General features: G+C 70.0%; 27 protein-coding genes. 5 read left to right on the top strand and 22 right to left on the bottom strand.

Annotated elements, in window-relative coordinates; genetic code table 11:
• Window positions 1–31 precede the first annotated feature (31 nt).
• Window positions 32–937 carry a haloalkane dehalogenase gene (locus BO64_RS02655; RefSeq protein ID WP_496401724.1) on the bottom strand — a complete coding sequence of 302 codons (906 nt, stop codon included), beginning with the start codon at window positions 935–937 and terminating at the stop codon, window positions 32–34.
• 113 nt (window positions 938–1050) lie between these two features.
• On the opposite strand from BO64_RS02655, the gene BO64_RS02650 reads away from it, so the two are divergent.
• The 3 genes from BO64_RS02650 (at window position 1051) to BO64_RS02640 (ending at window position 3163) form a co-directional block, all read left to right on the top strand.
• A complete protein-coding gene (locus BO64_RS02650; RefSeq protein ID WP_496401723.1) occupies window positions 1051–2139 on the top strand; it encodes a ribonuclease Z in 1089 nt (362 codons plus the stop codon).
• A 50-nt stretch (window positions 2140–2189) separates the two neighbouring features.
• Window positions 2190–2816, top strand: a complete 627-nt coding sequence (locus BO64_RS02645) for a TetR/AcrR family transcriptional regulator (protein ID WP_496401722.1) — start codon at window positions 2190–2192, stop codon at window positions 2814–2816.
• A 119-nt stretch (window positions 2817–2935) separates the two neighbouring features.
• Complete coding sequence (locus BO64_RS02640; RefSeq protein WP_496401721.1) at window positions 2936–3163, top strand: helix-turn-helix domain-containing protein; 228 nt, start codon at window positions 2936–2938, stop codon at window positions 3161–3163.
• 10 nt (window positions 3164–3173) lie between these two features.
• Here the strand turns inward: BO64_RS02640 and BO64_RS02635 are convergent, their stop codons facing one another.
• The 9 genes from BO64_RS02635 to BO64_RS02595 all read right to left on the bottom strand — a co-directional run bounded on the left by BO64_RS02635 (window position 3174) and on the right by BO64_RS02595 (window position 13355).
• Complete coding sequence (locus BO64_RS02635; RefSeq protein WP_496401720.1) at window positions 3174–4028, bottom strand: EamA family transporter; 855 nt, start codon at window positions 4026–4028, stop codon at window positions 3174–3176.
• A gap of 78 nt (window positions 4029–4106) precedes the next feature.
• Window positions 4107–5495, bottom strand: coding sequence for an NAD(P)/FAD-dependent oxidoreductase (locus BO64_RS02630; protein WP_496401719.1), 1389 nt, complete (start codon window positions 5493–5495; stop codon window positions 4107–4109).
• Window position 5496: 1 nt separating this feature from the next.
• Window positions 5497–5850, bottom strand: a complete 354-nt coding sequence (locus BO64_RS02625) for a cupin domain-containing protein (protein WP_496401718.1) — start codon at window positions 5848–5850, stop codon at window positions 5497–5499.
• Between the two features lie 22 nt (window positions 5851–5872).
• A complete protein-coding gene (locus tag BO64_RS02620; protein WP_496401717.1) occupies window positions 5873–6598 on the bottom strand; it encodes an amino acid ABC transporter ATP-binding protein in 726 nt (241 codons plus the stop codon).
• The gene (locus tag BO64_RS02615) at window positions 6595–7251 is read right to left on the bottom strand and encodes an amino acid ABC transporter permease (protein WP_496401716.1); all 657 of its coding nucleotides are present in this window, start codon (window positions 7249–7251) and stop codon (window positions 6595–6597) included. The genes BO64_RS02620 and BO64_RS02615 overlap by 4 nt, the downstream gene beginning before the upstream one ends.
• The gene (locus BO64_RS02610; RefSeq protein WP_496401715.1) at window positions 7251–7988 is read right to left on the bottom strand and encodes an ABC transporter substrate-binding protein; all 738 of its coding nucleotides are present in this window, start codon (window positions 7986–7988) and stop codon (window positions 7251–7253) included. The genes BO64_RS02615 and BO64_RS02610 overlap by 1 nt, the downstream gene beginning before the upstream one ends.
• 32 nt (window positions 7989–8020) lie before the next feature.
• Window positions 8021–9502 (bottom strand): NAD-dependent succinate-semialdehyde dehydrogenase, encoded by a 1482-nt coding sequence (locus BO64_RS02605; RefSeq protein WP_496401714.1) that lies wholly within the window; start codon window positions 9500–9502, stop codon window positions 8021–8023.
• A 2-nt stretch (window positions 9503–9504) separates the two neighbouring features.
• Window positions 9505–10791, bottom strand: coding sequence for a 4-aminobutyrate--2-oxoglutarate transaminase (gene gabT, locus BO64_RS02600; protein ID WP_496401713.1), 1287 nt, complete (start codon window positions 10789–10791; stop codon window positions 9505–9507).
• Between the two features lie 197 nt (window positions 10792–10988).
• Entirely contained in the window at window positions 10989–13355 is a 2367-nt protein-coding gene (locus BO64_RS02595; protein WP_496401712.1) for a TonB-dependent receptor, read from the bottom strand.
• A 238-nt stretch (window positions 13356–13593) separates the two neighbouring features.
• Between BO64_RS02595 and BO64_RS02590 the strand changes: the two genes are divergently transcribed.
• Window positions 13594–14097, top strand: coding sequence for a hypothetical protein (locus BO64_RS02590; protein WP_496401711.1), 504 nt, complete (start codon window positions 13594–13596; stop codon window positions 14095–14097).
• 8 nt (window positions 14098–14105) lie between these two features.
• Here the strand turns inward: BO64_RS02590 and BO64_RS02585 are convergent, their stop codons facing one another.
• The 12 genes from BO64_RS02585 to BO64_RS02530 form a co-directional block, all read right to left on the bottom strand.
• On the bottom strand, window positions 14106–15050 hold the full coding sequence (locus BO64_RS02585) for a 2-hydroxyacid dehydrogenase (protein WP_496401710.1): 945 nt from the start codon (window positions 15048–15050) through the stop codon (window positions 14106–14108).
• Entirely contained in the window at window positions 15047–15961 is a 915-nt protein-coding gene (locus BO64_RS02580) for a LysR substrate-binding domain-containing protein (RefSeq protein WP_496401709.1), read from the bottom strand. The genes BO64_RS02585 and BO64_RS02580 overlap by 4 nt, the downstream gene beginning before the upstream one ends.
• Before the next feature lie 160 nt (window positions 15962–16121).
• Window positions 16122–17669, bottom strand: coding sequence for a CoA-acylating methylmalonate-semialdehyde dehydrogenase (locus BO64_RS02575; RefSeq protein WP_496401708.1), 1548 nt, complete (start codon window positions 17667–17669; stop codon window positions 16122–16124).
• Window positions 17670–17821: 152 nt separating this feature from the next.
• Window positions 17822–19510, bottom strand: a complete 1689-nt coding sequence (locus BO64_RS02570; protein ID WP_496401707.1) for an amidohydrolase — start codon at window positions 19508–19510, stop codon at window positions 17822–17824.
• Between the two features lie 109 nt (window positions 19511–19619).
• The gene (locus BO64_RS02565; protein WP_496401706.1) at window positions 19620–21356 is read right to left on the bottom strand and encodes an amidohydrolase; all 1737 of its coding nucleotides are present in this window, start codon (window positions 21354–21356) and stop codon (window positions 19620–19622) included.
• Window positions 21357–21546: 190 nt separating this feature from the next.
• Window positions 21547–22356, bottom strand: coding sequence for an ankyrin repeat domain-containing protein (locus BO64_RS02560; RefSeq protein ID WP_496401731.1), 810 nt, complete (start codon window positions 22354–22356; stop codon window positions 21547–21549).
• A 2-nt stretch (window positions 22357–22358) separates the two neighbouring features.
• Window positions 22359–22511: a hypothetical protein gene (locus BO64_RS02555; protein ID WP_496401705.1), complete on the bottom strand. Its 153-nt coding sequence runs from the start codon at window positions 22509–22511 to the stop codon at window positions 22359–22361.
• Between the two features lie 30 nt (window positions 22512–22541).
• Complete coding sequence (locus BO64_RS02550; RefSeq protein WP_496401704.1) at window positions 22542–22910, bottom strand: hypothetical protein; 369 nt, start codon at window positions 22908–22910, stop codon at window positions 22542–22544.
• 163 nt (window positions 22911–23073) lie between these two features.
• Complete coding sequence (locus BO64_RS02545; RefSeq protein ID WP_496401703.1) at window positions 23074–23793, bottom strand: LytR/AlgR family response regulator transcription factor; 720 nt, start codon at window positions 23791–23793, stop codon at window positions 23074–23076.
• Window positions 23790–24899, bottom strand: coding sequence for a sensor histidine kinase (locus BO64_RS02540; RefSeq protein ID WP_496401702.1), 1110 nt, complete (start codon window positions 24897–24899; stop codon window positions 23790–23792). Before BO64_RS02540 ends, BO64_RS02545 begins: the two co-directional genes overlap by 4 nt.
• A gap of 118 nt (window positions 24900–25017) precedes the next feature.
• Window positions 25018–25449: a tautomerase family protein gene (locus BO64_RS02535; protein ID WP_496401701.1), complete on the bottom strand. Its 432-nt coding sequence runs from the start codon at window positions 25447–25449 to the stop codon at window positions 25018–25020.
• Between the two features lie 81 nt (window positions 25450–25530).
• Window positions 25531–26094, bottom strand: a complete 564-nt coding sequence (locus BO64_RS02530) for a TetR/AcrR family transcriptional regulator (protein WP_496401700.1) — start codon at window positions 26092–26094, stop codon at window positions 25531–25533.
• Window positions 26095–26229: 135 nt separating this feature from the next.
• On the opposite strand from BO64_RS02530, the gene BO64_RS02525 reads away from it, so the two are divergent.
• Window positions 26230–26374 (top strand): transposase (locus BO64_RS02525; protein ID WP_496401730.1); only part of this gene is annotated, 145 nt, incomplete at its 3' end.

Genomic DNA, 26374 nt, shown 5'->3' with positions numbered 1-26374 from the left:
CCGAGCCTGCCGCCGGCCAGGCTGACGGGGCTCAGCGGCTGCGACGGATGAGATCGTCGATCAACTCGGCGATCTCGGCCGGGCTGTCCTCCTGCACGAAGTGGCCCCCGTGCAGGGTCACGTGCGGCTGGCCCTTTGCGCCCGGAATGCGCGTCTGGAACACCTCCTCACCGCCCCGGGTGATCGGGTCGCCGTCGCTGAAGGCTGTGACCACGGGCTTGTGGAACGCCTCAAGCACCTTCCAGGCCGCCTGGTTCTCGGCCACGCCCTCATGCTCGGCGGTCACCGGCACCAGGGCCGGGAACTGCCGCGCCCCCTCCTTGTAGCTCTCGTCCGGGAACGGTGCGTCATAGGCGGCCATCTCCGCCGCCGTCAGCTCGCGGGCCGAGCCGCCATTGAGCAGGAAGCCGATCGGCAGTTCGGGAACCGTCTGGCTGAACTGCAGCCAGGCCTTGAACCCGTCGGTCACCGCCCCGCCCCCTACCGGCAGGCCGGTGTTGGACACCACGACGCCCGCAAAGCGCTCCGGCCAGGCCGCCACCAGCCGCAGGCCGATCAGGCCGCCCCAGTCCTGGCAGAACAGGTGGGCCCCCGACAGGTCCATGGCCTCGAACCAGGCGCTCATCCAGGCCACGTGTCGGGCGTAGGTGTAGTCGATGCGCGACGCCGGCTTGTCCGACCGGCCGAAGCCCACCAGATCGGGGGCGATGGCCCGATGGCCCCGCGCCGTCAGCTTCGGGATAATGTGGCGGTAGAGATAGGCCCACGAGGGCTCGCCGTGCATCAGAAGCACGGGCGCGCCATCGGCCGGCCCCTCGTCGACGTGGTGGATGCGCAGGGGCGTGCCGTCGGCGTCGGTGATGTCCACATAGCGCGGGGCGAACGGCCAGTCGGCCAGCCCCTCGAAGCGCGCGTCCGGCGTCCTCAACACCTGCATTCCCAGCACTCCTCCCACGGGCCCTGACCATGGCCTTGCTTACGGCCAATATAGTGACATTATGCGTGTCATTACTAACGCCGGCGGTCAAGCCGGCGGCCAGGGAGGATGGGATGCCGCGTTGGAGCAAGGTGCTGGCGCTCGTGGTGCTCGTGGTGGCCGCGGCCTCCGTCGGGCTCTGGGCGTTGCGCGGCCAGATCGCGCTGGCGGCTATGGAGCGCATCTATGGCCGGGCGCTGGCCTCGGACCCGTACGCAGGGCTGGAAGACGGGCTGCACGTCACCCTCTGTGGCGCAGGCTCGCCCCTGCCCGACCCCACCCGCAGCGGCCCCTGCACAGCGGTCCTGGCCGGCCGGCGGCTGTTCATTGTGGACGCCGGTGCGGGCGCGGCCCGGAGCCTGCTGCTGATGAACCTTCCGCCCAACCGCGTCGAGGCGGCGTTCCTCACCCACTTCCATTCCGACCACATCGACGGCCTGGGCGAGCTCCTGCTGCAGCGCTGGGCGGGCGGCGCGCAGAAGGCGCCCCTGCCCGTCTATGGCCCCACCGGGGTGGATCAGGTGGTGGACGGTTTCGAGGCGGCCTACACCCTCGACCGGGGATATCGCGTGGCCCATCACGGCCCCGAGGTGACCCCGCCGGCCGGTTTCGGCGGCGATCCGCGCCCCTTCGCGCCGGGAGACGCCGAGACGGTGCTCATCGACGACGGCGGCTTGCGGGTCGTCGCCTTCCCGGTGGCGCATGCCCCAGCCGCCCCCGCTGTCGGCTACCGCTTCGACTACAAGGGGCGCAGCGTCGTGATCAGCGGCGACACCGCCGCGTCACCCCGCCTGGAGGCGGCCGCCCGGGACGCGGACCTCCTGGTCCACGAAGGCCTGTCGCCGCGGCTGGTGGCCATGCAGGCCAGGGTCGCGGCCAAGGGCGGCCAAACCAATATCGCCAGCATCCTGCACGACATTCCCTCCTACCACGCCGCCCCCGAGGAGGTGGCCGGCCTCGCCCAGCGGGCGGGGGTCCGCTACCTGCTCTTCACCCACATCATCCCGCCGCTGCCGGTCCCCGCCCTGGAAGGGCCCTGGCTGGGCGAGGCCCGCAAGATCTACCGCGGGCCGGTGCGGGTGGGCCGCGACGGCGACCTGATCAGCCTCCCGGCCGACACCCGGGAAATCCGGCGGGGCAGCCGCCGGAACGCCGTGCTCTAGGCAGCCCGCCCCCGGCGCCCTAATCACACGGGGGCGCACAGCGAGGACGCGTGGCAAGGACGCCGACGAACACATCTGCGGAAGCCGTCCTGCAGGACGAGGCCCAGACGGACGCCCAGACGGACGGGCGACGCCGCCGTGGCCTCGACAACCGAGCCCGCATCGTCCGCGCCATGCTGGAGATCATCCACGCCGGCGAGGTCGCGCCCAGTGCGGAACAGGTGGCCGCCCGGGCGCAGGTCGGCTTGCGCACGGTCTTCCGCCACTTCCAGGACATGGACAGCCTCTACCGGGAAATGGCCGGCGCCATCGAGGCCGAGCTCCGGGCGGTGGTGGCGCAGCCCTTCCGCTCGCCCGACTGGCAGGGGCGCGTGCTGGAGCTGGTGGCGCGGCGATCCATGGCCTTCGAGCGGATCGCCCCCTTCAAGCGCGCATCGGACGCGGTCCGCCATCGCTCTCCGTTCCTGGAAGCGGACGCCGGACGGCTGGCCGTGGAGCTGCGCCGCATCCTGAAGGCGATCTTGCCGCCCGAGGTGGCCAAGGACCGGGTTCGCCTGGAGATTCTGGACCTGCTTCTCAGCTTCGAAACCTGGGCCCGGCTGCGGCGGGAACAGGGCCTCTCGCCCCGGCGCGCCCGGGAAGTGGTGGAAGCCGCCGTCTGCCGCTGGCTCGACTAGCCCACCAACGCTGCGCCCTTTCAGCCCACGACGCCGGGTCCGGCTTCCCCCGAAGGGCGGCGCTGTGTAGTGAGCCGCCGCATGCGCGTGAGTCGGCGCGGGGATACGGAAGAAGGACAATGATCAAGAACGGCGAACACCTTCGTCAGGCCCGCGAGGCCATGGGCTGGTCGCCCGCCGATCTCGCCCGGGCCCTGCGGTTCGCCGAGAACCACGGTGCGAGCCGCATCCTCGAGATGGAAGCCGGCAAGCGGCAGATCTCCGGTCCGGTCACCGTGGCGGTCGAGGCCCTGCTGCGCGGCTTCTTCCCCGACGGCTTCACCCCGCCGAATCCGCCCGCGCGCTGACGCGGCGGGGTCAGCCGGCGCCGACGTCCACGGTCCGGGCGCGCGCCGCCCCGCCCACGCAGGCGATGGTGATCAGGGCCACGGCCAGGGCGTGGAGCGGCGACAGGCGCTCGCCGAGGACCAGCCAGCCGATCACCGTGGCCACCGCCGGCGCGGCGCATACCAGCAGGCCGAACGCCCGGGGCGGCAGCCGCCGTAGCGCCATCATCTCCAGGGTGTAGGGCGCAGCGCTCGAGAGCACCGCCAGCGCCAGGCCCGCGGCCAGGGCCTTGGGGCGGAACAGCGCCGCCCCGGCCGACCACAGCCCTAGGGGGGCCGTCACCAGGGTCGCCGCCGCGAGGCCCAGCGCCACGGTCTGCGGGCCGGATCCCGCCCCCGCCGCCCGAGAGCCGAGCAGGATGTAGAGCGCCCAGGACGCGGCGGCGCCGAGGGCGAAGCCGACGCCCAGCAGATCAAGGCCCGCCGCCCCCTTCAGCGGCAGCAGCAGGGCGAGCCCGGCCATGGCGAGGCCCGCGAAGAGCAGGTCCTGGGCCTTCCGCGAACCGATGATCACCACGGCCAGCGGCCCGATCAGTTCGATGGCCACGGCGAGCCCGATCGGGATGCGGGCGAACGCCTGGTAGATGAGGATGTTCATCAGCCCCAGCACGAGGCCGTAGGGCAGCACCGCGGGCCAGAGGACGCCCCGCCGCAGTCCTCGCCAGGGGCGCGTCAGGGCCGCCAGGATGAGCGCGGCGAGGGCCACCCGCAGGGCCGTCGCGCCCAGGGCGCCGACGGCTGGGAACAATGCCTTGGCGTAGGCCGCCCCCAGGTTCTGGAGGACGAGCCCCAGAACCACCAACAGCGAGGCGGCGGGCGCGCCCACGGCCGTGTCACCCGGTCTTGGGAGCGCGCCGCCTGCCATCGAAAGCCTCTCCCCGCGCCCTGCGGCCGAGGCGGCTAGTTACTGGTCGCCGAGCCAATGCGCCAGCGGGGCGTCCAAGGGCTGCGGCTTGCCCGCGTCCCGGGCGACGTCCATCCGCCGCATGGCGTCCTGCACATAGCGGATTCCCAGCCACCGGAACGGCTCCGGCTCCCACTTCGGCGAGCGGTCCGCCAGGGGCAGGCGCGCCAGCGGCGTCTCGCGCCCCAGGATCTGGCTGGAGAGCAGCCGGGCGGCCATGTTCGTGGTCGACACCCCGCGGCCGGTGTAGCCGTGGAGCGTGCCCAGGCGGGTCTCAGGGTCAAAGGCGACCGTCGGGTTCCAGTCCCGGGCGACGCCCAGGAAACCGTGCCAGGCGTGGGTGAAGCCCACTTCCCGCAGGATCGGGAACCAGCCGCAAAGCTGCTCGCGCATCTCCGCCGAGGTCTTGGCGAACACCTCGTCGGCGCCTTCGGTCGCCGAACCGTACAGGTAGGGCGCGCCGCGGCTACCGTAGAGGATGCGGCCATCGGTCGTCCGGGTCAGGTAGTCCACCGTGTGGGCCTGGGAGCCCAGGCCCTCGCCGCCCTGCCAGCCGATTTCGGCCCACTGCGCCTCGGTCAGGGGCGCGGTCAGCACGATGCTGGAAGACATCGGAACGAGGGCGCGCTCGAAGCCGCCCACCTTCGGCAGATAGGCCTCGCCGGCGGCCACGACGGCCCGGCGCGCGCGCACCCGCCCGCCGGTGGTCTCAAGACCCGCATCGCGGCCGGTGACGATCCGCTGGACCCGCGTCTGCTCGTAGATCGCCGCGCCCTTGCGTTCGACCGCACGGGCCAGCCCGCGGACGAGCTTGGCCGGATGCACCGCGCCGCTGCGCGGGCTGTAGAGGGCGCCCTTGATGCCCACCACATTGACCCGGGCCCGGGCCTCTTCCTCGCCGAGCAGGATGTTGCCTTCGCCGAAACCCAGCCGCTCATAGGCGGCGTGGGCCGACCGTACGGCCGACATCTGGGCCTCGCCGCGGGCGAGGCTCAGGATGCCGTTCATCCGGAACTCGGCCTCGATGCCCTCCTCGGCGCAGACCCGGCCGACTTCGTCGACCGTCTCGTACATGGCCTGGATGGTCTGGCGAGCCACCTCGGCGCCGTAGCGCGCCTCAAGGGCGTAGGGATGAAGCGGATAGCGGCTGGAGCACCAGCCGCCGTTGCGCCCCGACGCGCCCCAGCCACAGATCTCGGCCTCGATGATCGCCACCTCCAGGCCGGGGTTATCCCGCAGGAGGTAGTAGGCGGTCCAAAGGCCCGAATAGCCGCCGCCGAGGATAGCCACGTCGACGGTGATGTCCCCCTTGAGCTCGGGGCGCGGCGTCAGCGGTTCGCCGACGGTTTCGAGCCAGTAGCTGATGCCTTGGTAGCCGGGGCTGGTCACGTCACGCCTGCTCGTTAAAGACGATGAAGACCTTGCGGAGTGTCTTCTCGATACGCCACACGCCGCCGCTGTTGGCCGGGAAGTAGACGGCGTCGCCGGCCTTGATCCGGACAGGCTCGCCCTCGTCGGGCTCGAACACGGCCTCGCCTTCCAGGAAGGTGCAGAACTCGGCCTGCAGGATCTGGCGGCGCCAGACGCCGGGCGTGCATTCCCACACGCCGGCCCGCGAGCCCGCTTCACCCTGGAAGCTGGTGGTGCGGGTCTCGGCGACGGGCTCGCCCAGCGGGACCTTCACCGGCACAGGCGCCGGCAGGTTCTGCAGTTCGGTGGCGGGCTGGAAGGAAATGATCGGCATCGGACTCTCCGGCGAAACGAATTCAGATCGGCCGCAGGACGCGGTCGAGGAAGGTGCGGGTGCGAGGCTCGCGCGGCGCGGTCAGCAGCTCGCGCGCGGGGCCCGCCTCGACAATCTCGCCGCCGTCCATGAACAGGACGCGGTCGGCCACCTCGCGGGCGAAGTCCATCTCGTGGGTGACGATCACCATGGTCATGCCCTCGGCGGCGAGGTCGCGCATGATCCGCAGCACGTCGCCCACCCGCTCGGGGTCGAGGGCCGAGGTCGGCTCGTCGAACAGGATGGCCTGCGGCTTCATCGCCAGGGCCCGGGCGATGCCGACCCGCTGCTGCTGACCGCCGGACAGCCGGCCCGGCAGCATGTCGGCCTTGTCGCCCACGCCCACCTTGGCGAGCAGTTCGCGGGCCTCGGCCTCCGCCTCCGCGCGGGGACGGCCCTGAGCGTGGATCGGCCCTTCGATGACGTTCTCCAGCACCGTGCGGTGCGGGAACAGGTTGAAGCGCTGGAACACCATCGCGAGCTTCGCCCGGATGGCCGGCAGCGACTGGCGCGTCACCGACACGCCGTCGACGCGGATATCGCCGCCGTCGTGGGTCTCGAGCCCATTGATGCAGCGAAGCACCGTGGACTTGCCCGAGCCCGAGGGGCCGATCAGGCAGACCACCTCGCCGCGGGAGACCTCGAAGCTGACGTCCCGCAGGACCTGGTTGGCGCCGAACGCCTTGCTGACGTGAGAGACCTCGATCATCGGCGGGACATCCTGCGCTCGAGTTGGTGCACGGCCAGCGTCAGGGGCAGGCTCATGGCCAGATAGAGGAGCGCAATCAGGGTGTAGACGGTCATGTTCTGGAAGGTGGAGATGGCCAGCAGCTGACCCGCCCGGGTGAGCTCGGCCACGGTGATCGTCGAGGCGATCGACGAGTCCTTGAGGAGCATGATCGAGGTGTTGCCGAAGGGCGGCAGGGCGGTGCGGACCGCAAGCGGCATCATCAGCCGCTGCAGGATCTTGCGCTCGCTGAGCCCCAGCGACTGGGCGGCCTCGATCAGGGCCGGGTCAACGGACTCGAAGCCGGCCCGGAAGTTCTCGGCCTGATAGACCGAGTAGGCCAGCCCCAGGCCCACGATGCCCGCCGCCATGGCGTTCAGGCTGAGCCCCAGTTCGGGCAGCACGAAGTAGACATAGAACAGCTGCACGATGATCGGCACGCCGCGCACGACGTTGATCACCACCCGGCTGGTGGCCCGCAGCACCCCGAACCGGGAGCGCCCCATGAGCGCCCAGACGAGGCCCAGGGCGATGCTGAGCAGGAGCGCGCCGACCGTGACCTGAATGGTCACCACCATGCCCTTCATGAGGACGGGCAGGAACTCGACAGCGCGGGCGAAAAAGTCCTCGGGCATCACAATTCCCACTTTCGGACGATCTCGGCGATCTTGGTGGATTTGATCTGGGCAATGGCCGCATTCACGCGGCGAGCCAGGGCGACATCGTCCTTGCGGAGGATCAGGCAGACGTCTTCCAGCGCATCCTGGACATACTCATCCGCCAGCCGCAGGGCCTTGGTGCGGGTGACCCGCAGGTAGTAGCGGATGATCGGCTCGTCGCCGAAGGCGGCGTCGAGACGTCCCAGCCGCAGGTCGCGAAGGATGTCGGCCAGGCTGTCGTAGGTGCGCACGTCCGAGACGCCCGCCTCCACGAGCTGGTCGACGAAGCGGCCGCCCACCTGGGCGCCCACCCGTCGGCCCCGCAGGGCGCGGAGATCCGGGTAGCGCCGGGTGTCGTCCGCCCGCACCACGACCCCGCCGCCATAGGCGTAAACGGGATCGCTGAAGGCCACGACCGCCTCGCGCGCCGGCGTCCGCAGCATGGCCGCGGCGATGATGTCGATCTTGCCGACGCGCAGCGAGGGGATCAGCGCCGAGAAGGCGGTGACCTGGACCTCCACCGGCAGGCCAGCCTGGTTGGCGACGGCCTTGGCGATGTCGACCATCGCCCCGGTGAGCTCGTTGGTGCGCACGTCGTAGAAGCTGAAAGGCACGCCCGTGGCCGTCGAGCCGACCACGACCCCGCCGCCGGTGCGGCGGTCAGCCGTCCTGGCGCAGCCGCCCGCGAGGGCGGCCGCCCCAAGACCGGCCATCACGGCCCGTCGAGACCCCCAGCCCCCGCTCATCATCCGGGCTCGACCTCGAGGCAGAGCGTCTTGGTGTCCACGTAGTCGCGCACGCCGAACAGCGAACCTTCCCGTCCCAGGCCCGACTCCTTGACGCCGCCGAAGGGCGCGACCTCGGTGGAGATCAGGCCCGTATTGATCCCGACCATTCCGTACTGCAGCGCCCCGCCCACGCGCCAGACGCGTGAATTGTCGCGGGTGAAGACGTAGGCGGCGAGACCGGCCGAGGTGTTGTTGGCCATGGCGATGGCTTCCGCCTCGGTTTCGAAACGGACCAGACCGGCCACGGGACCGAACGTCTCCTCGCGGCACAGCAGCGCGTCCGGCGCCACGTCGGCAAGGACGGTGGGCTGGTAGAAAGCGCCGGGGCCGTCCAGGGGCGCGCCGCCGGTGAGGGCCCGGGCGCCGCCGTCGAGGGCGTCGGCCACATGGGCCGAGACCTTGGCCCGGGCGCGCTCGTCGATGAGCGGCCCCTGCTCGGTCGGCCCGGCCAGACCATCGCCCACCCGCATGGCCGAGACCGCCTCGGCCAGCTTGGCGGCGAAGGCGTCATAGACGCCGGCCTGCACATAGAAGCGGTTGGCGCAGACGCAGGTCTGGCCGGTGTTGCGGAACTTGGAGGCGATCGCGCCCGCCACCGCCTTGTCCAGGTCGGCGTCGTCGAACACGAGGAACGGCGCATTGCCGCCCAGTTCCAGGCTGACCCGCTTGACGGTGCCGGCGCAGCGGGCGGCCAGCATCTTGCCCACCGCGGTCGAGCCGGTGAACGTGAACTTGCGGACCCGCGGGTCGGTGGTCAGCACCTCGCCGATGGCCGGCGAGTCGCCCATGACCACGTTGAAGACGCCGGGCGGCACGCCCGCCTCCTCGGCCAGCACCGCCAGGGCGAGCGCCGAGAGCGGGGTGAGCTCGGAGGGCTTCAGGACCACGGTGCAGCCCACGGCCAGCGCCGGCCCCACCTTACGGGTGATCATGGCAGCCGGAAAATTCCAGGGCGTGATGGCCCCGACAACCCCCACGGGCTCGTGGGTCACCACCAGGCGCTTGTCGGCCAGGTGGCCCGGGATGGTCACGCCGTAAAGCCGGCGCGCCTCCTCGGCGAACCACTCGATGAACGAGGCCGCATAGGCGACCTCGCCCTTGGCCTCGGCCAGGGGCTTGCCCTGCTCGGCGGTCATCAGCCGGGCCAAATCCTCGGCGTTGTCGAGGATCAGCTTGTGCCAGGCCTTGAGGATGGCCGCCCGTTCCTTGGCCGGACGGGCGCTCCACGCCGGGAAGGCCTCATAGGCCGCGGCCACCGCCGCCTCGGCCTCGGCCGAGCCGAGGCTGGCGGGCGTCGCCAGCAGGCGGCCGGTGGCCGGATTGGTCACCTCGAACCCGCCGACGTCGCCGACCCAGCGCCCGCCGATGTAGGCCTGCTCGCGCAGCAGGTCCGGGCGGGCGAGCGCCAGGCGCGCCCGCTCTTCCGTCACCGACGGCATGCTTACGCCTCCGGCGCGGCCAGGGCCGCTTCGAGAATGTCTAGGCCCTCGTCAATGACCGCGTCCGAAGCGGTCAGCGGCACGAGGATGCGGATGGTCTCGCCGAACTGGCCGCAGGAGAGGATCACCAGACCCTTCTCCAGCGCCCGGGCGATCAGCGCCTTGGCGCCGGCGCCGTCGGGCTCATTGCCGCCGCGCGAGGCCAGCACGTCGAAGGCGATCATGGCGCCGGGGCCGCGGGGCGCGGACACCGGGATGAGGTCATTGCGGGTAGCGAAGCTCTGCAGGCGCGCCTTGATGCGCTCCCCGAGCACATTGGCCCGCTCCAGCAGCTTCTCCTCGGTGATGACGTCCAGCACCGCCAGGCCGGCGGCGCAGGCGATCGGCGAGCCGCCGTAGGTGCCGCCGAGGCCGCCCGGCTCCACCTGGTCCATGATGTCGGCGCGGCCGATGACGCCCGACAGCGGGAAGCCGCCGGCCATCGACTTGGCCACCGACATCAGGTCGGGCTTCACCGGATAGTGCTCCATGGCGAACAGCTTGCCCGTACGGGCGAAGCCGGTCTGCACTTCGTCGGCGATCAGCAGGATGCCGTGGGCGTCGCAGGTTTCGCGCAGGGCCACCATCAGCTCGCCGGGGACCGGATTGAAGCCGCCCTCGCCCTGCACGGGCTCGACGATGATGGCGGCCACGCGGTCGGGGCCCACGTCGGCGGAGAACAGGAACTGCAGGGCTCGCAGGCTGTCCTCGACGGTGACGCCGTAGCGCTCGCTCGGGAACGGCACGTGATAGACCTCGGCCGGAGCCGGGCCGAAGGCGCGCTTGTACGGCGCGACCTTGCCGGTGAGGCCCATGGTCAGCTGGGTGCGGCCGTGGAAGCCGTTGACGAAGGCGATCACCGCGCTGCGGCCGGTGGCGGCGCGGGCGATCTTCACGGTGTTTTCCACCGCCTCGGCGCCGGTGGTGAAGAAGATGGTCTTGGCCGGCCCTTCGATCGGCGCCAGCGCGTTCAGGCGCTCCGCGAGCTCGATGTAGGGGGCGTACGGCACGATCTGGAAGGCCGTGTGGGTGTAGGCGTCGAGCTGGCGCTGAACGGCCTCGATGACCTTCGGATGGCGGTGGCCGACGTTGAGGACCGCGATGCCGCCAGCAAAGTCAACGTAGCGGCGCCCCTCCTCATCCCACAGCTCCGCGTTCTCAGCGCGAGCGGCATAGATCGAGGTCGCGTTCGCGACACCCCGGGGAACGGCGGCGGACCGGCGGGCGTGAAGTTGAGCGTTGGCGGACAAGACGATGACTCTCGGGTTGCGGAGATGTGACGTCAGCTTTGCGGATAGGGGCGCCGCGACACAGGCGATAACGCGGCCCAGGTCGGTGACCTGCAGTCACCTCGCCGAGCCGCGCGCACCCCCAGGAATCGAAAAGGCGCTCACGAGGAGCGCCTTTCCTTTAGAGCGGTGGGGAGGAAGGACCGCTCCTGCGGTGATCAGTACCGGGCCGTCGCCTGGATGCCGATCACGCGCGGCTTGATGGTCTGACCGGTCCACAGCGGGCCGGCTTGGTAGATCGGCGCGTTGGTGGTCCAGGAGACGTTGTTCAGAGCGTTCTCGACGTAGAGCTCCAGGGTCACCTCGGAGGTCACGTCGATGCCGGCGCGCAGGTCGAGCTGGCTGGTCGCGTAGCTGCCCACGAGGCGAGTCGGGTCATAGACCGACGAGGTCGGGTTCTGGAACGGGAACGGTCCGTCGTTGGCGCTCTTCGAGCTCCACTGACCGCGGACGAACGCGTCACGGCCGGCCACCTCGAAGGCGTAGTCCGCCGATAGGTTGAAGGTCCACGGCGTGGCGCCCAGGGTCTGGCCCTTGAACACCAGCGGCGAGGTGCCGACGATGATGGTGTCGTTGTAGTAGGCGTCGGTGTAGCCGACGGCCGCGTTCAGCGTCAGGGCGCTGGTCGGACGCACGGTCACGTTCAGGTCGCCGCCCTTCGAGATCGCCGAGGCGGTGTTGGCCACCAGGCTGAAGGCGCAGGGCAGGCGCATCTGCTGCTGGATGTCAGTCCACTTGGTGTGGAACAGCGAGGCCTGGAACGAGACGCGACGGTCGAGGAAGGCGCTCTTCACGCCGATCTCGTAGGTCTTGGTCTTGTCCGAGTCGTAGGTGTTGCCGCCGTCGATGCCGAGCTTGGCCAGGTCGGCCTCGCAGATGTCCGGCACGGCCTTGTTCACGCCGCCGGTGCGGTAGCCCTTGGCGAACGAGCCGTAGATCAGCGTGTCGTTGCTTTGCTGCCACGACAGGGCGATCCGCGGGGTGAACGGCTTTGCGCTCAGCTTGCCGGCCGCGGTGGAGATGCCGCCGGTGTAGGAGACGCCGCGCTCGACGATGTCGAACTTCAGGGTGTCCTTCGAGTAACGGCCGCCGACGCTGAGGGTCAGGTCGGGGATGATCTCGAAGTCGATGTTGCCGAACACCGCGAGGGTCTTCTCGATGGTGTTTTCCTGGCCGTAGTACCGGTGGATGCCGTCAACCATGTAGGGGGCGGCGGCCAGCGGGGTCCCGAAGCGCATCTGATAGGCGAGCGGGTAGTGCGCCGAGGTGATCGGCACTTCCGACTTCAGCGAGGCGCGAGAAGCGTAGACGCCGGCGGTCCAGCGGATGCGGGAATCCGGGTTGTTGCTGTTGAAGCGCAGCTCGTGGGTGGCCAGGCGCTGTTGGGCGACCGGGTTCTGATAGGTCTGCGGCTGCATGCCCGGGATGATCGGGAACAGCCAGTTCGCGCCCAGCGAGGTGCGGTCGTTGACGTGGGTCGCGTCGTTGACCGAGTTCACCTTGCGGTACAGATACGAGCTCACCGCGGTCACGGTCACCGGATCGAAATCGGCGGTGATCTTCATGGCCGGCAGGATGAAGCGGTCGCTTTGCGGCTGGGCGAACGGCGCGTAGCTGGTGAAGTCGCCAGCGTCCGGATCAGCCACGCCGAGCGGGCACGGATTGACCGTCGGGGCCAGCGGGATGGCCGCCGGGCAGACGGTGTAGAGCGACGAGCGGTCGTCCTGCTTGACGTTCTGATAGTAGAGGCTGGGCTGGATGTTCAGCCAGTCGTTCGGCGCGAAGTTCAGGGCGCCGCGGAAGATCGACGCGTGGGTCGAGTTGCTGTTGGCCTCGCGGTCGTTCGGATCCTGCCAGCTCTGACGGTCGATCCAGCCGCCTTCTTCGCGCTGCAGGAAGCTGACGCGGAAGCCCAACTTGCCTTCGACGATCGGGCCGCCGACGGCCACGCCGGCTTCGTAGCTCGGATCGCCGTCATCGACGATGCTGGCCCGGGCGCGAGCATAGACGCTGTAGTTGGTCAGGCTCGGGGTAGGCGTGATGAAGCGGATGGCGCCGCCCTGCGAGCTCGAGCCGAACAGGGTGCCCTGCGGACCGCGCAGCACTTCGATGCGCTCGAGGTCGAAGATGTAGGGCACGGTCGAGCCGGCGTAGTTGATCGAGGCGTTACGGGCCTGGATCGGGGTGTCGTCGATGTACACCGCCGCCGTGGCCGCGCCGGCCGTCGATTCGATGCCGCGGATGGCGATCCGCTGGGTACGATCCTGCGGAATGTCCACGCCCGGGGTCTGCAGCGCGACGTCGCGGACGTCGCGGATGCCCTTGGCGTCCAGAGCTTCCTGGCTATAGGCGCTGACGCTGATCGGCGCCTTGCTCAGTTGCACCGCCTGCTTGGTGGCGGTGATGACGATCTCGTCGACTTGCGTCGCCTCGTCGGCCGCCGCGACGTTCGCCCAGGCGAAGGCCGCGGCCGCACCGGCCACGCTCACCAGCAAGCGACTGCGTCGCGAAACCTGCATCCCCATGACTTACTATCCCCTTCAAACGAACCTAGCGCGAGACGCTACGGCTCACGCGGCAGCCGAAGCCGCCCCCTTTTTTGCGTGGCGTGACCTTCTCCGCCTTTCGAGAGCCATGGGAGGTGAGAAACAGAGCGGAAACGTTGACTTTGGGTCACCACCCTGGAGACCTGGGAGCGCCTCTTTGATACGGCCGCACCGGCCGGCTGTTGACCTGAGCGCGCCCGCCTGGATGGGTGGTCGCATGTCCCGCCTGATCGCCGCCCTCGCCTTGATGCTGGCCCTCGCCGCTCCGGTTCACGCCGCCGAGGCGGGCCTGCTCTCGCAGCTGGTGGGCCGCACCTTCGTGATTCCGGACGCCCAGGCCGAGCCCGTCCCGATGGAATTCACCGCACCCGAGGATGGCGTGGTTGAAGTTCACATCGCGGGCCAGACGATCGACCGCTACCGGTTCGCCAACGGCGCCGGCGAACACATCAATGTGAGCGCGCCGGACGTGGTCTCCACCGCCGCCTTCGGCCCCGACCAGTGGTCGCGGAGCTACAAGGGCCTCACCATCACCTACGCCCTGAACGGCGAGGGCGATCTGGTGGCCCGGCTGAGCGGCGCCGTCGAAGACTGGCAGAGGCCGAGCTTCGTCTATGGCCACAATCCCGCCCATCCCGACCTGCGCGAGCGCCTGCGCGCGGCGCTGGAAGCGGCGCATGCGGAGGCCGACCGCTACGAAGGGCATGACCATGAACACTAGGCCGGCGCTCAGTAGCCGGCGCTGACGTCGACGATGTCGGCCACGGGCTCGCCCGCCACCAGCCGCCGGAGGTTGGCGGCCAGCACGTAGGCGGCGGTTTCGGGATAGGTGAAGGCCGCCGCGTGCGGGATCACCCGCACGCCGGGATGCGTCCAGAACGGATGGTCGCCCGGCAACGGCTCCACATGGAAGACGTCGAGGGTGGCGGCGGCGATCTGGCCGCTGTCCAGGGCCGCCAGAAGGTCGGCGTCGACGAGTTGGGCTCCGCGTCCCACCTGGATCAGGCAGGCCTGGGGCGCCAGGCGGCCGAACAGCTCGGCGTTCAGAACGCCCTCGGTCTCGGGCGTCAGGGGCAGGACGCAGACCAGGATCTCGCAGCCGTCCGCGAAACGAGCAAGTCCGTCCGGCCCATGGAAAGTCTCCACGCCCTCCAGGGTGCGCGGGCTGCGCGACCAGCCGCGGACCTTGAAGCCCAGCCCCGCCAGCGCCTGGGCGCAGGCCCCCCCAAGGACGCCCAGGCCCATCACGCCCACCGTCCGCCGGCGGGCGAGCGGCGGCCGCACCGGCGCCCACACGGCAGCGGCCTGCTGGCGTTCGTAGAGGTGAACCAGCCGGTGGTGATGCAGGGTCCGCATCATCACGAATTCGACCATCGCCTCGGTGAGGCTGGGATCGGTCATCCGGACGACCGGCACGTCCGGCAGATCCTTGTCCGCCAGCAGCCGGTCGACCCCCGCGCCGAGGGAGAAGATGGCCCGCAGGTTTGGGAAGCCGCGCCAGAAGCCCGGGGGGTTGCCCCAGGCGAGGCCGAAGTCCACCGAGGCCGGATCGCCGGCGTCGGGCCAGACCCGCAGCTCCACATCCGGCGCGGCGGCCGTCAGGGCTTCGAACCAGGCGGCGGTGTCCACGCCTTCGCAGGCGATCAGCAGGACCGGGTGTTGCACGGATATCATGAAAACTCGGCCGCGGCGTCGCGGGCCGCCGCCTGTTCGAGCCAGCGGCGGAACTTGATGACGCCCGGGTCGCGCCAGCGGTCCTTGCGCGCCCGGAACACATAGGCGCCGAAACGGATCTCGGGCCCGCTGGGTTCGAGGGGCAGCTCCACGAGCTCGCCCGACGCCAGCTCGTCGCCCGCCAGGAGGGCGTTGGTCAGCACCACGCCCTGCCCGCGCCGGGCCGCATCGAGGGTCAGGTGGGCGTGCCACAGGCGCGGACCGCCCAGGCGCTCGGGCGGCGTCTCGACGCCCCGGGCGTTGAGCCACATGCGCCACTCGGTGTCGTCGTCCTCGTGGAGCAGGGTTTCCGAGAGCAGCCGGGACACGGGCGCGCCCGGCCCGATCCGGGCCGCCACCTGCGGCGAGGCGGCCGGGAACACCGGCGGCCGGGAAATCTGGAAGGTCTGGATCTCGCCGTCCGTCTCGGGGGCGGCGTCGCGGATGTAGCGGATGTCGGCGTCGGCCTCGTGGCGGCCGAAGTCCGGCGCGTGGTCGGTGGGCCGGACCTCCAGGTCGAAACCCGGATGGGCGATATTGAAGTCGGGCAGCCGCCGGATCAGCCAGCGGTAGGCGAAGCCCGGAACGCTCCAGATCACCAGGCGGCTGTCGTCGCCGCGGCGGGTGAGGTCGATGGTGGCCCGGCTGATCTCCTCCATCGCCGCAGAGATGCGCGAGAGGTACTTGGCGCCCTCGGGGGTGAGCCGGCCGCCCTGGTCGCGGTCGACGAGCTTCACCCCCGCCCAGGCCTCCAGGCCCCGCAGGTGTCGGCTGATGGCGGCGTGGTCGACGCCCAGCTCCTGGGCCGCCCGGCGGATACCGCCGAGACGGCCCACGGCCTCGAAGGCGCGGAGCGCGGCGAACGGAGGCATCAGGCGTCGGACAGGCGACGCCCGCACCTCGGCTCCGGATCCCTTGCCTTCCTTCGCCATGACGCTCTCGACCGATTCGACCGCGCCCAACCTCGGGAGAACGACCGGACTTGTCAAAGCGCAGCTCGTCGCAGGCGACGGAAGGGGGCCGGAACCAGCGTCACGACATCGTCGGGATGACGAAGCTCTGGTCGATGGCCGGGCCGCCCTTCGGCCAGCGCTGGGTGACGGTCTTGGTCCGCGTGTAGAAGCGGATGCCGTCCATCCCGTACTGGTTGAGGTCGCCGAAGCCCGACCGCTTCCAGCCGCCGAAGGTGTGGTACGAGACCGGCACCGGGATCGGCACGTTGATCCCGACCATGCCCACCTCGACCTCGCTGGCGAAGTCGCGGGCCGCGCCGCCGTCCTTGGTGAAGATGGCCACGCCATTGCCGTACTGGTGCTTGGAGGCCAAGCCCACGGCTTCCTTCAGGCTGTCGGCGCGGACGATCTGCAGCACAGGGCCGAAGATCTCGTCCTGATAGCTGCGCATGTCGGGGGTCACCCGGTCGAACAGCGTCGGCCCGAGGAAGAAGCCTTCCTCATGGCCCTGCAGGCTGAAGCCGCGGCCGTCGATGACCAGCTCGGCGCCTTCGTCCACGCCCATCTGGATGTAGCTCTCGATCCGCGCCTTGTGGGCGGCGCTGACGACCGGGCCGTAGTGGGCGGCCGGATCGGTGGAGACGCCGACGCGCAGGCCGGCGATGGCCTCGACCAGACGGCCACGCAGTTCGGTGGCCGCGCGCTCGCCCACCGGCACCACCACCGGCAGGGCCATGCAGCGCTCGCCGGCCGAGCCGTAGGCGGCGCCCAGGATGTCGTTCACCGCCTGGTCGAAGTCGGCGTCCGGCATGACGATGCCGTGGTTCTTCGCCCCGCCCATGCACTGCATGCGCTTCCCGGCGGCGGCGCCGCGACCGTAGACGTACTGGGCGATGTCGGACGAGCCGACGAAGCTCACCGCCTTGATGTCGGGATGGTCGAGGATCGCGTCGACCACCACCTTGTCGCCCTGCACCACATTGAGGATGCCCTTGGGCGCGCCCGCCTGGAGCAGCAGTTCGGCGAGGCGGACCGGCACCGACGGGTCACGCTCGGACGGCTTCAGGACGAAGGCGTTGCCCACGGCGATGGCCGGAGCCAGCATCCACAGCGGGATCATGGCCGGGAAGTTAAAGGGGGTGATCCCCGCCACGACGCCCAGCGGCTGGCGCAGGGAATAGACGTCGATGCCGGGGCCGGCGCCGAAGGTGTGCTCGCCCTTCTGCAGGTGCGGCAGGCCGCAGACGAACTCCACCACGTCGAGGCCGCGCTGGATGTCGCCCTTGGCGTCCGAGATGACCTTGCCGTGCTCGGAGGCGAGCAGGGCCGCCAGTTCATCGATCTCGGCCTCGATCAGGCGCTTGAACTCAAACATCACCCGCGCCCGGCGTTGCGGGTTCATCGCCGCCCAGGCCGGTTGGGCCGCCTTGGCCGCCGCCACCGCCGCCTCGACCACGCTCGCGTCGCCCAGAACCACCTCGGCCTGGGGCCGGCCAACGTTGGGATCAAAGACCGGCTGGCGGCTGGCGCCGCCGTCGACGGCCACGCCGTTGATGTGATGCAGGATGGTGCGCACTGCGAAATCTCCGCGGCGCCGGGGCTCCGTCCTGCGGAGCCGGCCGGCCATGGGTTGGTTCGGATGGGGAAAGGCGGCCGGACCTTTCGGCCCCGGCCGCCCGCTCTCCTTGGAGCCTGAATTCCAGCCGAGGGGCGCAGCCACGCCAAGGTGTGAACCGCGGTCTGGCTGGTGACCGTCGGTCACCGACGGCCGGGTGCGCCTCAGCGGGCGTAGGCCACCTTGCCGTCGATGATGGTCATGTCGACGGGGATGTCGGCCAGCTTCGCCTTGGGGGCGGTCAGCGGGTCCTCGGCCAGGACCACGAAGTCGGCGACCTTGCCCACCTCGATGCTGCCGAAGTCCTTTTCCATGAAGTTGGCCTCGGCGCTCCAGATGGTGAACATCCGGATGCCGTCCATGACGCTGATGGCTTCCTCCGGCTGGGTCACCGTGCCGTACTTGGTGTCGCGGTTCACCGCCCGGGCGATGCCGAACATCGGATAGGTGGCGAAGTTCTGGGTGCCGATGGTGTCCACCCCGCCCGGCGGGCGGAAGCCGCGGTCTAGGAGCGTCTTCATCGGGAAGAACTTCACGTCCGGCTCGCGGACGTTCACGTCGGTGAGGCGCCACAGGAAGGCCACCTGCGGCGAGGGGATGATCCCGCCGCGCTTCATCCGCTCAAGCCGCGCGTCGGTGCGCTCGGGGTCCTGCACCAGGAAGTGGCCGAAGTGTTCGATCCGGTGGCGGGCGTCCTTGCGCGGAGCGGCCGCCTGGGCCGCCTCGAAGGCGTCGAGGGCCATGTCCTGGGCCCGGTCGCCGTTGGCGTGGATCAGCACCTGCCAGCCGGACTGATGGGCGCGCAGGACCATCCGGTTCAGCTCGTCCTGGTCATAGGCCGTGCCGCCGGTGTTGTTCGGCAGCCAGGTGGTGCCCGAGCCCTTCCAGAACGGCTTGTAGACCGCCGCGGTGGTGCCCCACACGCCGTCGAGGCTGATCTTCACACCGCCCAGCCGCAGCCAGTCGTCGCCGAGCTCCGAAGTCAGGCCGGCGGTCTCTAGAGCATCGCCCAGCTTGGGCTCGCGCAGGCGGTAGTAGAGGCGCACGCGGGTGGGCAGGCGGCCCTCCTTCCGCAGCTCCTGCATGGCGCGGTAGGCCAGCGGCGAGGACATGTCCGAAACGGCGGTGACGCCCTTCTTTAGATAGAAGTCCTCGAGGATGTCGCGGACCGCCTCCTTCAGCTCGGGATAGGTGAACTCGGCCTGGGCCGGCCACGGCGCCGGGGCGTCGCGGATGATGTAGATTTCGCCGTTGGGCAGGCGCTCATAGCGGCCCGAGTGGCCGGGCGGCGGGTCGGGGAAGTCCTTGGTCATCCCCATGACCTCGGCGGCCTTGTGGTTGATCAGGGAGTCGTGGGCGCTCCAGATCAACCGCACCGGATTGTCGGGGAACGCCTTGTCCAGCTCGGCCCGGGTGGGCATCACCTGGTTGTAGGTGCCCTGGCCGATCAGCCAGGCGCCCGGCGGCAGCTTGGCCTGGGCCTTCTTCAGCTCGGCGATGATCGCCTTGCCGTCCTTCAGCGGCGGCGCCTGAACCTTGATGTAGTGGGCCTCGACGCCGGCCATGCCTTCGACGTGCGAGTGGGCGTCGATGAAGCCGGGCAACAGCGGCCGGCCCTTCAGATCGATGACCTGGGTGTTCGGCCCCTGCCAGGCCGAGACGTCGCCCACGGCCACGATGCGGTTGCCCTTCACCGCCACGGCGCTGGCGATGGTGTCCTTCGGATCGACGGTGATGACCTTGCCGTTCACGAAGACGAGGTCGGCCACCTGTTCCGCGGCGGCGGCGGCCCCCGCCCAGGCCAGAGCCACGGCCCCGGCCATCGACACGAAAATGCGCTTAGTCATCTGCATGCGCCATGCCCTCCCTTGGAACGGGAATTCCAACGGAGGGCCGTAGCGCCGACTAGGTGTGAACTGCAACGGACTCGGTGACCGCAGGTCACCAAGCCCGCAGGATGCATCAACGGGTGTAGGCCACCTTGCCGTCGACGATGGTCATGTCGACCGGGATCTCGGCCAGCTTTTCCTTCGGCGCGGTCAGCGGGTCTTCGCCCAGGACCACGAGGTCAGCGACCTTGCCCACCTCGATGCTGCCGAAGTCCTTTTCCATGAAGTTGGCCTCGGCGCTCCAGATGGTGAACATCCGGATGCCGTCCATGACGCTGATGGCTTCCTCCGGCTGGGTCACCGTGCCGTACTTGGTGTCACGGTTCACCGCCCGGGCGATGCTGAACAGCGGATAGGTGGCGAAGTTCTGGGTGCCGACGGTGTCCACCCCGCCCGGCGGGCGGAAGCCGAGGCCGATCAGCGTCTTCATCGGGAAGAACTTCACGTCCGGCTCACGGACATTCACGTCGGTGAGGCGCCACAGGAAGGCCACCTGCGGCGAGGGGATGACGTTGAGCTTCGCCATGCGCTGCAGGCGCGCCTCGGTGCGCTCCGGGTCCTGCACCAGGAAGTGGCCGAAGTGCTCGATGCGCAGACGGTCGTCCGGGCGGCCCGCGGCGGCCTTGGCCGCTTCATAGGCGTTGAGCACCATGTCGTGGGCCCGGTCGCCGTTGGCGTGAATCATCACCTGCCAGCCGGCCTTGTAGGCGTCGAGGACAAGCTTGTTCAGCTCGTCCTGGTTGTAGCTCGTGCCGCCCGTGTTGTTGGGGACCCAGGTGGTGCCCGAGCCGTTCCAGAACGGCTTGTAGACCGCCGCGGTGGTGCCCCAGACGCCGTCCTGAATGAACTTCACCCCGCCGTAGCGCAGCCAGTCGTCGCCGGCGTTCGGCTTGATGCCCAGCTGTTCCAGCTGCTGGATCGGCGAGGCGCCAGTGACGCTCGCCAGATTGCTGTCGCCGATGCCCGTCTTCGGCACGAAGATGTTCATACGAACGCGGGTGGGCAGGCGCCCCTCGGCCTTGAGCTCGCCGAAGGCCTTGTAGGACTCCAGGTCCGACATGTCCGAGACGGTGGTGACCCCGCGCTTGAGGTAGAAGTCCTCAAGGATGTAGCGCAGCGCCTCCTTCTTCTCCGGATAGGTGAAGGCCGGCGTCATGTTCTTCGGCCACGGAGCGGGCGCGTCGCGGATGATCGCCACCTCACCATCGGCCGTGCGCTCATAGCGGCCCGGCTCGCCCGGCGGCGGATCGGGGAAGTCCTTGGTCATCCCCATGACCTGGGCGGCCTTGTGGTTGATCAGGGAGTCGTGGGCGCTCCAGATCAGCCGCACCGGATTGTCGGGGAAGGCCGCATCAAGTTCCTCGCGGGTGGGCATCACCTGGTTGTAGGTGCCCTGCCCCACCAGCCACGCCCCCGCGGGCAGCTTCGCCGCCTCGGCCTTCAGCTTGGCGATCACCGCCTGTCCGTCCTTGAGCGGCGGGACCTGGATGTTGATGTAGTGGGCCTCGACATTGGCCATGCCGGCGACGTGCGAGTGAGCGTCGATGAAGCCCGGCAGCAGCGGACGGCCCTTCAGGTCGATCACCTGGGTCTTGGGGCCCTTCCAGGCCGAGACATCGCCCACGGCCACGATGCGGTTGCCCTTGACCGCCACGCCCTTGGCGATGGTGTCCTTCGGGTCGACCGTGATGACCTTGCCGTTGACGAGGACCAGATCGGCGACCTGCCGCTCAGCCGCCCAACCCGCACCGCCTGCAGCCAGGGCCATCGCACCCGCCATGGCCACCAGCATCCGCCGCGTCGTCTTCATTCCCGCGTCTCCTTTTGGCCGATAGCAGCCGAGGGGGCATCGGGCGCCAAGGTGTGAATAGGGCTCCACCCGGTGACTGGCGATCACCAATGCGGACGCGCAAGGCTCCGCCTGCGACACCGGGACGAGGACCACGGACCTCCAGGGGTTGAGCGGGCGGCCGGAGACTACCCCGCACCAGATAGCGCCGCTACCAGTAGAGCCCGGTATCGAGGCACGTCTGCCAGCGCCGCATGGCGCTCATGCGGCCCGTGGAATCGGTCGCCAGGGCGGCGTCGGCCTCGTACTTCTGGCGGCATTCCAGCTTGCGCTGCGCCGAGGCCTGGGTGGTTCCGCTGGCCGCCTGGGTCTTCGCCGGAGCCGGGCCGAGCAGGGCCGTCATCTCGGGCGAGGTCGCCAGATGCGCCGGGGTCTCGCCGTCCTTTTTGCGGACCGTGGGACTGGCGCCATGCTCGACCAGGATCCGGGCCAGGGCCACCCGATCCCGCTGGGCGGCGTGATGCAGCAGCGTCCAGCCGGCTGCGTCCTGCTGATCGACGTTCACGCAGTCCTCGATCAGCCCGACCAGTTCGTCGCGGTGGTTGTACCAGACCGCATCCTTCGCCTTCAGGAACGGCCGTTCGGCGGGGGATCGCCCATCGTTGACGCGTTCGGCGCGGACCATCGCGCACAGGCCGCCACCCTGGCCCGCCCGCCCCGCCGAGGATTGGGCCGCCGAGGCCTGGGCCGCCGCCTTGGCGACCGAGCCTACTGGGGCGGTAGAGGCGGCCGGGACCGCCGGCGCGGCGTTCGCGGCGCCGGCCGCCCCTCCGGTCCAGGCGTTCATCGCTTTGCGAATTTCGGCCTGGACCAGGGTCCCGATCGCCATCTGGTAGGGGGTGACGCCGGATTCCGACTTGAGCGTCGGATCGGCGCCTCGGGCGATCAGGGCCTTCACCATCTCGAGGTTCCCCGCCCCGGCCGCATAGTGCAGCAGGGAGAAGCCCTCGGAGGTCTGCATGTTCACGTCGAGCTGCCGCTATCGATGATCTCGAGAGCCTCGGCGTTCTGGTAGGACTGCAGGCGATTGCGGGCGAGGTTGAACGGATCGACCTGGGCAGCGGCCCCGCCGGCCAAAACCGCCACCGAGAGCGCGGCGATGATGATGCGGCGCATGCGATGCGTTCTCCCGCTTCGCCCCCGGCCCTAGTTCTGGCTCCAGACCTGCAGGTTCAGGCCGCCGGCGGCCACCACATTGCCGCCCCCGACCGCGACGACATTCCCGCCGCCGCCGGCCACCGCCTGGGCGCCGCCCACCACCGGATAGGTCACGCCGTTCACCGTCACCGTCGCATGGCCATCCTTGACGTTGATGCGACTTCCGGCGGGCACCCGGAGGTTCATCTGCTTCTTCCGGTAGTAGGGGTATTGCGGGCCGTTGTTGTTGTCCCAGGGGGCGCAGCCCCACACCACGATGTTGACCACGCCGTTGCAGCCGGCAGCCATGGCCGGAGCCGGCAGGACCGCCGCAGCGGCCAGCACGGCGGCGGCCGCGAGTTTGAGTTGCTTGGTCATGAGCGCCTCCCCAGGTCGTCTCGGATATGTCCCTCAAGGCCGCATTCCACCGGCGGGAAGCGGACTGCCAGGGGTCATTCCGCAAGGCCGGCGCCGCGCGCGATGAAGCCGCTGTGCGCGCGACGAACACGTCGATCCGCGCGACGAATTTGCAGATGGGAGCCTAGAGCGGCCGCGCCTTCAGCGCGGACAGGACGGCGGCGCGATAGTTCGGCCCCACCGGAATCTCCGCGCCGCTCTCCAGCCGGAGCGTCAGGCGGCGACCGCTTTGCCGGATCGCCTGCAGATCGTCCGGCCGAATGAACGCCGAGCGGTGGACTCGCAGCAGGCCCGCCGCCTCCAGCCTCGGCTGCAATGCCCCCATGGTCGCCCGGTAGAGGTACGCGCGCTGGGCCGTGTGCAGGTCCACATAGTCCCCCGCGGCCTCCACCCGCACCACCTCCCGGAGCGCGATCCTGGCCGCTCCCTGCGCGAGGGGGACCCAGAGCGCGTCCTCCTCGCCTGACCCAGGCGGCGGCGGGGCGCGGGTGGCGAGGCGCTGGCGGGCCCGCTCCACGGCGGCGGCCAGCCGGAGGCGCCGCACCGGCTTCATCAGATAGTCGGCGGCGTCCAGCTCGAACGCCTCCACCGCATGCCCCTCATGGGCGGTTACGAAGATCACCTCCACGCCCGCGCGCCGGATCTCGGCCGCGGCGAGCACTCCATTCAGGCCGGGCATGTCGATGTCGAGGAACACCAGGTCGGCGCCGGTCTCGCGGACGACGGCAAGCCCGCCGGCGCCGTCCCCGGCGTCGCCCACCACCTCGACGTCCGGCATCTCGGCGAGCAGGGCGCAGAGCAGGTCCCGCGCCAGCGGCTCGTCATCGACCACCACCGCCTTCATGCCGGCTGCCTCTCCGCGCCGGCGGGCAGGCGGATGTCCACGCGATAGCCGTCAGCCAGGGCGCAGGTGTCCAGCCGCGCGGCCGCGCCATACTGAGTGGCCAGGCGCTGACGGGTGTTGGCGAGACCGATCCCCTTGCGTTCGGCCGAGGCCGTCGTCGCCGCAGGCGCATCTACCATCCGCTCGGGCGACGTCGGATCGGCCCGGTTCACGACGCTGAGCACGACCGCCTCGCCGTCCGGGTAGGCGCGGATCTGGATGGTCGTAGGGCGCCGGTGGCGAGCGACGCCGTGCTTGATGGCGTTCTCCACCAGCGGCTGCAGCAGGAAGTTCGGCACCTCCATGTGGGCCACGGCGGGGGCCACCTCGATCTCCACCTCGAGCCGCGGGCCGAAGCGCGTGCGCTCGATGTCGAGATAGGCCGCGATGGTTTCCAGTTCCTGCGGCAGCGGCACGAGGGCCGTGGGATTGCCGGCCAGCGAGGCGCGCAGGAAATCGGCCAGCCGGCCAATCATCTCCTCGGCTTCGGCCTGCCGGTTGCGCACCACGAGGCTGGCGATGCTGTTAAGGGTGTTGAACAGAAAATGCGGGTTGAGCTGCAGCCGCAGGGCCGCGGCCTCGGCCCGGGCGGCGGCGGCCTCGAAGGCGGCAGCCCGGGCCTCGTTCAGCCGCACCTGATCGGACGCCCGCGCCGCCCAGGCCAGGGCCACGCTGAGCCCCATTGTCCAAGTGTAGATGATCAGCATCAGGAACAGCTGCGCGGGCAGCCAGGGGACCGCCCAGGACTGCCAGGCCGGAACCAGGGTGAGCGACACCAGCCGCAGCCACATGTCGTCGGCGGCGGTCTGGATCACACCGGCGACCACCGCCGCCGCCGCCATCAGCGGCCAGGTCACATGACCCGGCCGCCCGCTCAGCCGCGCCAGCAGCGAGGCCAGCAGCATGGACTGGACCACGCCCAGCACCAGCAGCGGCAGGTTCGCGAGGAACATCTGTCCCGGCAGCGCCCGCCCCTGGGCGATGACCGCGATCTCCACGAGGACGTAGCCGAACGTCCAGACCACCACGCTCAGACGCAGCGCGACGGTCTCGAAAAGCTGTCTCAACGCACCCAAGGCCCCCAATACCCCGCAGCGATGTTATGCGAGGCTTGGCCCGGGGCGAAGCCTTCCCCGGCGTCGGCCCTCCCCGCTCGGCTACTCGAACTAGGGAGAGCCGTGCGGCTCAGGCGTCGGCCAGTTCATAGGGCGAGGGCCGGTTCTCGGCCCGCCAGCGCTGCTCGGCCTCGGTGTCGGGAAGCGGCGGGCGAAGGCCCTGAATGGTCCAGAGGCTGAAGGGCGTCTCGTCCACATGCATCTCCCACCGCAGTCCGCGCTCGTCGATGTAGGGGGCGAGTTGTCTCCCGACCGCGGCGAGGAAGCGGGCTTTCATCGTCTCGCTGTCGAACTGCCGGGCGATGTGATCCACCCAGATGCGGACGAAGTCGTCGGCCGGCTCTCCGCCGATGAAGAATGAATGGCTCGGCACCGCCTGGAAGACCACGCCGACATAGAACCTCGGCAGGTTTTGATAGATGCCCGTGATCCGCTCAGCGATCTGCTGCTTGTCCTCGGGACTGAAGACGCCTTCAGGATGATAGATCTTCCAGAGCGGCATGGCCGTCTCCCTCTCTCGTGGGTGGAACTAGGCTCCCGCGGCCTGCGCGCCCCGCGGAGGGGCTCCCGGGCCGGTCGCGGCTCAGCCACGGCTGATCTCCTCCAGCGCCGCGGTCAGGTTGGCCGTCAGCAGCTCGTCCGCCAGCGGATGACCCTCGGGCGCGGCCCGCGACAGCATCAGGGCGCCCACCATGCGGGTGGTCAGGGCCACGGCCCGGGCGCGTCGGGCGGCAGGATCGCCGTCCAGACGGGCCGCGATCTCGTCAATCATGCCTTCCAGCCCGGCCGCGAACGCCTCCCGCACCGGCGGCGACTGGCGCCCCACATCTCCTGCGAGGGCGGCGGCCGGACAGGCTTTGCCCGGGTTGGCCCGGGCCGCAGGCGACAGATAGGCGCGAAGTAGGTCTGCCAGGTCCGCGGCCTTCCGCCGGCGCTCGGCCACGGCGGCCCAGGCGTCGGCCAGGGCCTGCGCCGCCAGATCCTCCTTGGACTTGAAGTGGTTGTAGAAGCCGCCGTGGGTCAGCCCGGCCTGCTGCATCACGTCGGCGATCGAGACCCCGTCGAACCCTCGCGCCCGGAACAGCTCGGAGGCCGCCGCCAGGGCCCGCAGCCGGTTTTCCTGCGCCTGCGCCTTGCTGATCCGCATGGTCTCGCTCCCGATCTCGACTTAATGATGATAGTTATCATTATTGGCGTCAAGGAGCGCGGCCTAGGTTCTGAACTCATAAAGCTTGCTGGCTGGGGCGACGCTTGATTCAAGGCTTCCGAAAGGAGCCTTGAAATGGCGCGCTACGATCTGAGCGAGACGGAGTGGCGGCTGATCGATCCGCTTTTGCCGAACAAGCCGCGCGGGGTGGCCCGGGTGGACGATCGGCGGGTGATCAACGGGATCTTCTATGTGTTGCGGACGGGCTCGCCGTGGCGCG

The organism is Phenylobacterium composti DSM 19425 (assembly GCF_059568645.1).
The sequence above is the reverse complement of the archived record's forward strand: the minus strand, read 5'-3'. Positions and strand labels throughout refer to the sequence as shown.